Origin of the sequence: Nitrosomonas communis (genome assembly GCF_900114745.1) — a bacterium.
GTDB lineage: Bacteria > Pseudomonadota > Gammaproteobacteria > Burkholderiales > Nitrosomonadaceae > Nitrosomonas > Nitrosomonas communis_A.
Window position 1 is genome coordinate 1 of record NZ_FOUB01000121.1, and the last position, 5,042, is coordinate 5,042.

Annotated in this window: 6 protein-coding genes; 3 read left to right on the plus strand and 3 right to left on the minus strand. The window is 40.0% G+C overall.

Features of this window, described 5'->3' with window-relative positions:
* Positions 1–1,096: 1,096 nt before the first annotated feature.
* From BM122_RS20140 to BM122_RS24575, 3 genes are read left to right on the plus strand one after another with little or no spacing between them, the layout of a single operon-like run.
* Complete coding sequence (locus tag BM122_RS20140; RefSeq protein ID WP_074907330.1) at positions 1,097–1,759, plus strand: potassium channel family protein; 663 nt, start codon at positions 1,097–1,099, stop codon at positions 1,757–1,759.
* A gap of 5 nt (positions 1,760–1,764) precedes the next feature.
* Positions 1,765–2,763, plus strand: coding sequence for a TrkH family potassium uptake protein (locus BM122_RS20145; protein WP_218152188.1), 999 nt, complete (start codon positions 1,765–1,767; stop codon positions 2,761–2,763).
* Positions 2,763–3,131 carry a potassium transporter TrkG gene (locus BM122_RS24575; RefSeq protein WP_218152189.1) on the plus strand — a complete coding sequence of 123 codons (369 nt, stop codon included), beginning with the start codon at positions 2,763–2,765 and terminating at the stop codon, positions 3,129–3,131. The genes BM122_RS20145 and BM122_RS24575 overlap by 1 nt, the downstream gene beginning before the upstream one ends.
* Positions 3,132–3,433: 302 nt before the next feature.
* On the opposite strand, the gene BM122_RS25635 is transcribed toward BM122_RS24575, so the two are convergent.
* From BM122_RS25635 to BM122_RS20155, 3 genes are all read right to left on the minus strand, one after another.
* Complete coding sequence (locus BM122_RS25635) at positions 3,434–3,574, minus strand: hypothetical protein (RefSeq protein ID WP_256212253.1); 141 nt, start codon at positions 3,572–3,574, stop codon at positions 3,434–3,436.
* Between the two features lie 20 nt (positions 3,575–3,594).
* A complete protein-coding gene (locus BM122_RS25640) occupies positions 3,595–3,867 on the minus strand; it encodes a hypothetical protein (RefSeq protein WP_256212254.1) in 273 nt (90 codons plus the stop codon).
* A 207-nt stretch (positions 3,868–4,074) separates the two neighbouring features.
* Positions 4,075–4,266, minus strand: a complete 192-nt coding sequence (locus BM122_RS20155) for a hypothetical protein (protein ID WP_074907332.1) — start codon at positions 4,264–4,266, stop codon at positions 4,075–4,077.
* Between the last annotated feature and the right edge of the window lie 776 nt (positions 4,267–5,042).

Sequence of the window (5,042 nt, forward strand, 5' to 3'; positions counted from 1 at the left end):
CTGGGTTACAAAAGTCCGAATCAATATGAAGCAGATGCAGCAAAATCGATAAAAGCAGCTTAACTGAGGTGTCCGATTTTACTTGACCACGTCATTTATAACCGGCAGCGCAAACAGGAAAAATTGGACTACCTATCGCCCGCAGAATTTACACAGCGATACTATGCAAATCTACTCGCTGCTTAATTATATGGACTCCATATTTGACAACACACCTCACTTCAAAAGGTGTCGTTCAAGTGAGTGGCTTCGTCAGTTCCCGGGCCGACATTGATAGCGGGCGAAGTTGCGCGTATGGTTGAGGGTGTGAAATCTGTCAAGAATGACTTGCAGGTCAAGCGATATAGATAGCCAAATTCATTAGGTTCTTACATTTTCCGTGGATAAGGCTGTAGATAACAGCTATCTCTTGAGTGGGGGTAAAGCTTATTTGCAGTGCTGCAAAAATATACTCTAAAGCTTTTTCCTGCCCAACCGATAAAATATTTGTATCAAGGTAATTCTAATTATTGCTGTATTGATACTTATCATAATCCTTGCAATCCGGTGGGTTGTTCACGCTACTCACCGGGTTATTCTCAATTCATTCCTCATTCCTAAGCTTTGAAGGTTTGTGACCAGCAATAATCAGACCAGAAGATCTCCGCATAACTGCATTTTTAGAATTTTTCTCTGCATATGCGGCTAATAAAACAACTACTTAACAATACTAGTTATCTAAAAACCATCTATGCAAAGGTCTCCTTGACTTTATCCGCCCAGTTTAGTCGTTTGGCATCAGCCATACCAGACGCTTATTTCCAGGTGATGGTAAAATTATAGATTTTGCCGTTAACAGTTTTATTTAAAATTAAAAGGGCATCATATTCAAAATAAGAAAAGCTAATATCAAGCACAATTTCTTCACTTTTATGTATAAGAAAAACATAAATTGATTACACCAGACTAATATATGGAATCCATGAGAAAGCGAAGCTAATACGATTGAAAAATTTCTTCTATTTTCAACTCCATGCCATCTTGACACGGCAAATAGAATTATTAGTCACGGAACTGTAAGGCACTTCAATAATTTAATTTATAAATTCTAAGAAATATGAAAAACCAACTTAGACAATTCGCAGTAATAGGATTGGGCAGGTTTGGTTCGGCAGCCTCATTAGAGCTGATGCGATTTGGTCATTCGGTCATTGGAATTGACATTGATGCAAAAATTGTAAACAAGCTGGCAGATCAATTGACTCTCGCAGCAATAGCAGATGCTACTGATGAGAATGCTCTTAAAGATTTAAATATCTCCAATTGTGATGCAACTATCGTAGCAATTGGCGAAAGTCTGGAAGCCAGTATACTTTGTGTGCTGTTGCTAAAAAATATGGGAATTAGTGAGATATGGGCCAAAGCTTCTTCCAAGCCGCAGCATACTATACTCTCAAAAATTGGAATTTCTCGCATTGTGCATCCCGAAGAAGAAATGGGTATGAAAGTAGCACAATCACTTAATTATCCAATGGTTAATCATTATATGCCCATTGGCTACAACTTATATGTAGTTGAAATAAAAATAGCAGAGAAATGTCACGGTATTTCTATCCAAGACTTATTAAAAGATGTTCGTGATTCTATCGACCCATTATTAGTACGAAGAAAAAGAGAAACTATAAAACCCATTGAACCAGATTTTATTTTGGAATTGAATGATTCTCTGGTGCTATCCGGTTCATTGGATATTCTTGCCTCAATTGCTCCGAGGTTATAGCAATAGTGAAGCCGTGGGACCCTCATGTACTACCTTACAAACATATTACCGCCGCAAAAAAGAATTTACTCAACCTCAGCCCACCGGCAGTTTTATTTCTAGGCTTTGCATTGCTGATTGCTATTGGTACTGTTTTACTGAAACTTCCTATCGCTTCGCATAGTGAAACTAGTTGGTTGCAGTCAATTTTTACAGCAACCTCCGCTGTAACAGTCACAGGATTAGTTTTACTCGACACCGGCACCCATTTCACCTTGTTTGGGCAAATTGTCATTGCGCTGCTGATTCAAGCAGGAGGCTTGGGGTTTATGACTTTTGCTATTGTTGCGGCAGTAAGCCTAGGCGCAAAATTAGGGATTGGTCAGCAGGTAGTTGTACAAGAAGCATTTAACCAAACCAACCTGGAAAAAGTTAGTTATATTGCAAAATATGTGCTGATTTATTCCCTGTTTATAGAGCTTACTGGCTTCATATTGCTTGTTTTAACCTGGTTTAATGAGCTGGGGTTAAGCACAGCCATCCATCAGGCTTTTTTTTACACAATTTCCGCATTCAATAATGCTGGTTTTGCTTTAAGCAGCAATAGCCTAACTCCTTACTTTAATAACTTATCAATTAATTTAGTGATCACTGCACTTGTTATTATTGGAGGCATAGGTTTCTTAGTCTTAATTGATATAAAAAAACAGAAAAGTTGGCATAAGCTCAATGTTAATACCAAAATTGTATTATTGAGCACGTTCATAATCAATTTATGTGCATTCACGCTCATATGGATCCTTGAAGTCAAAAGTCCTGCCACCCTTGGTCAGTTATCTATCTCTGATCAAGCATTAACAGCCTGGTTTCAAGCGGTATCCCCTAGAACTGCAGGTTTTAATACTGTGCCGATAGAAGAATTAACTCAAGCCACAACGACTCTCATGATTTTATTGATGTATATTGGTGGAGGATCGTTAAGTACAGCCAGTGGACAAAAATTGGCACTTTTGTTGTTCTCATAATGGCAACTTATGCTTTTTTACGACGAAGAGACGATGTTGTAATTCTTCAGCGTACCGTACCGCCAACACAGGTTATGAGAGCACTTGCATTGGCCATCGTATCAATTATTATGATATTTATAGGTATATTTATCCTGACACTTACTGAAAATGCACAATTTATTGATATCGTTTTTGAAGTTGTATCAGCGCTAAGCACCGTTGGATTGTCTAGGGGATTAACTAACCAATTAAGTATAACAGGGCAGATCGTAATAATTTTTTTGATGATTATTGGGCGTGTAGGGCCACTAACTTTTGCTTATTTTTTTGCTTCTCCAAAGAAAAAATATATCAAGTATGCAAATGCTGATATTCAGGTCGGTTAACTTTATGATCTTTTTCCTATTGAGAACGAATACAACAGCTTCATCTTTATATAGCGTTAGTTAACAGACTGGCTATGCTAGGCTGTCTCAGTACGACAAAGGCGTGGTGTTGTATTATCTCTAACGCAGAACAGGTTTGTCGCAACAGCAGATAACCCGATTAATTGGGCAGTTCGGTAAACAAACTTGTCTAATGGCATTCGTTTCTAACAGCTGGCGAATCTCAGTTTGTCATCTTTACAAGTTAGAAAAAGTGATGCTACTGATTAGCATCCAAGAAGAGCCGCAAAAGCTAATATAGATCAAGCACCTTTGATCCTCTCCTGCTCCTCCCACATGAATGGCGGATCCACCGCCAGATCTAGCAGCGTTAAATCATTCGGCAGTTCATCATTTAGACTAGCTGCCACTATGTCCGGCGCAAGTGTTGTCAAGTTGATCATCCGACTCACATAACTGCTGTCTACACCTTCTCGGACCGCGATCTGCCTGAGTGACTTTGCTTCCCCCGACTCCAACATAGCAAGCCAGCGGTGACCTCTAGCCAACACGCCAACTGTAGCGGTATTGCCGCAGTGTTCCAAGTCCGTGCCTTTGCAGTTTCGCCGTTTGGCAATGTAACCAGTTTGCGCCCACTGCGGCGTTTGATCTGGATTGGTACAGAGAGTGTTATTCTGCCATCACTTGCCTGGATAATATCCGGCTCGCCTGTTTTGTGGATTCTAATATCGCTCATACCGGGGCCTCCTCTGCTTTGCGATCGACTTCGGACTCATTGCCAGCACCATCCGCACAATGCCTTTGGCATGCAACCACACTTTCCTGCTATTTTTGAGCAGATAAACTCCTTATTTAACAATCTTATATAAAAAAAGACCAATACTAGAATTAATATTGGTCTTGTCAGAGTTTAAGTTAACTTAGGCTACACAACTAAGGTAACTTAGGATACAGCTCTAGGAGAAGAGCATCCTTTATTTTTGAAAATGCCACTAACTGTAGCAATTATCAAATATCCCATAAAGAATAATGCACCTGTAGGCATATCTACCAATAAAATCAAACCTATTGAGGCCAGAACACTAAGTAAAACAAGACCAAGAATTATTACTGCGCTACTGCCAACTTGGTTCATTCTAATTTGTAACTCTCCAATAAATTAATTTAAAAAATGTTAGCCAAAATATTAAAGCAAATACTTCACAAAAAATTCACAATATATTAACAAATATTTTACAAATTTGAAGAAAAATTTCACAAATAGTTCACATATATAAAACTGTAGTAGATCAGCTTAAATTTGAGTCCATATTTCAGTATTTTTAGTTGTTGTTTAGGTTCTGTTGACATTCCATAATAATCAACGAGAATTTCGATCGATTTTCTGAGAGAATAAATAGCAGAACAGAACTAAGGTGATTTCCGAAAAAGGCCATTCTCATTGAGGTAGAATTGGGCTTCCACTTGTTTAACCACTTAGCTTGACCATGCTGTCCGCCTCCGCCACGACTGTTGCGCCCCTGAGCACCTCCCAAAACGAAGACCTGAGACGAGCAAGTTCGAAAATACTCGGGCCGGAACGCCGGTCCTTTCAGGTGGCGATGACGTTGGAATATTGCCGGGGCAATCCCCGCCAGGCGAAGCGGGTGTTTGGCTGGAAACGCGACACGATCGAACTCGGGCTGAATGAACAGCGCATGGGCGTGATTTGCTTGGAGGCGCAAGCAGCGTACTGCGGAAACCGCCTATGTGTAGGCATATCGTTGCACACATACGTCGCCCATAGAATAACGGAGCGTCCCTCAGGAGCACCCTCATGAATCCTAGAATTGACGGTACCAAATTTGGCTCTATCACTATTGATGGGTCTGATATCGAACACGATGTTCTCATCAGGCTTTCAGGTAAGAT